Origin of the sequence: Mycobacterium sp. E3339, from assembly GCF_001666915.1 — a bacterium.
In the GTDB taxonomy this organism is placed as follows: Bacteria; Actinomycetota; Actinomycetes; order Mycobacteriales; family Mycobacteriaceae; genus Mycobacterium.
Window position 1 is genome coordinate 1 of sequence record NZ_LZIZ01000066.1, and the last position, 913, is coordinate 913.

The window sequence follows — 913 nt, forward strand, 5'->3', positions numbered from 1 at the left end:
CGAGACCTTTGGCAAGTCGGTCTACCAGGGCATGGCCACGCTGAACTCCGCGATCCTGACGCAAACGGCGGCCGGCAATCACGTTGTGGTCGTTGGTTATTCGCAGAGCGCGACGATCGCCAGCCTGGAAATGCGCTACCTGCAAGCCCTGCCGGCCGCCGTTTGCGTCAGGATCGCGGAGTTCAGCGTGGCCATGCCCTGGTAGACCGACTTGCCAAAGGTCTCGCTGCCCAGCCCGGTGATCGGCCAAAACTGTTCGGGCGTACGCAAACTCACCAGGGTGTAGTCGGAGTAATTCTGCGCGAGGTACGCCTGCTGGATGGACGTCATGTACTTCAGGTCCGGCGACGGGTTCCCGGTGCCGCCCATGATAAGCGCGATCTTGTCCGTGCCCGTCGACGACTGCATGGCGGCCGCGTTGGTGGCCTCGGTCTGCGCGTACGCGTTCTTCGCGGTGATCAGGGTTTCCACGAACTGGTTGTGGAACAGTTCCGCCTGCGCGCTGAGCGCCTGGTACTGCTGGGCGTGCGCGTCCAGCATCGTCGCCACGCGCACCGACACCGAATCCGTGGCCGGCGGCAGCACTCCGGTCGTCGGGCCGGCCACGGCCGCGTTCGTCGCCTGCAGCGACGAGCCGATCCCTTGCAGCTCGTCGGCGGCCGTCGCCATCGCGTCGGGTTCGGTGATCACGAACGACATCGGCTCTCCGCCTTACTGACTCAACACCGGGCGCGCCGCCAGGCCTTCGCGCGGTCCGGCGATCGAATGGGAGGCTGCGGCCGTCGCTCGCCCGGGAATTCCCGTCGAGGGCAGTTGGGGCGCGGCGGACGGGCCCGCCGAAGCTGTCGACCTGCACGCCGGTGCGGGTGAGGTGGCGTTCGGCACCATCAGGCACACCAATTGGTTGCCCCGC

3 protein-coding genes are annotated in these 913 nt (G+C 67.0%); 1 reads left to right on the forward strand and 2 read right to left on the reverse strand.

Translation table 11 applies throughout. The annotated features are described in order from the left end of the window. Nucleotides 1–205, forward strand: a 205-nt coding sequence (locus A5702_RS25490) for a PE-PPE domain-containing protein (protein WP_156669503.1), incomplete at its 5' end; no start/stop codon positions are given. Here A5702_RS25490 and A5702_RS27180 read toward each other — a convergent pair. Both A5702_RS27180 and A5702_RS26880 read right to left on the reverse strand, forming a co-directional pair. Continuing rightward, entirely contained in the window at nucleotides 136–699 is a 564-nt protein-coding gene (locus tag A5702_RS27180) for a PE domain-containing protein (RefSeq protein ID WP_068219062.1), read from the reverse strand. The genes A5702_RS25490 and A5702_RS27180 overlap by 70 nt on opposite strands. Before the next feature lie 12 nt (nucleotides 700–711). Further along, on the reverse strand, nucleotides 712–913 hold a 202-nt coding region (locus tag A5702_RS26880; protein ID WP_231965000.1), incomplete at its 5' end, for a hypothetical protein.

Coding starts and splice junctions, on each gene's coding strand:
- A5702_RS27180 (WP_068219062.1), bottom strand. CDS start 699: ATGTCGTTCGTGATCACCGAACCCGACGCGATGGCGACGGCCGCCGAC.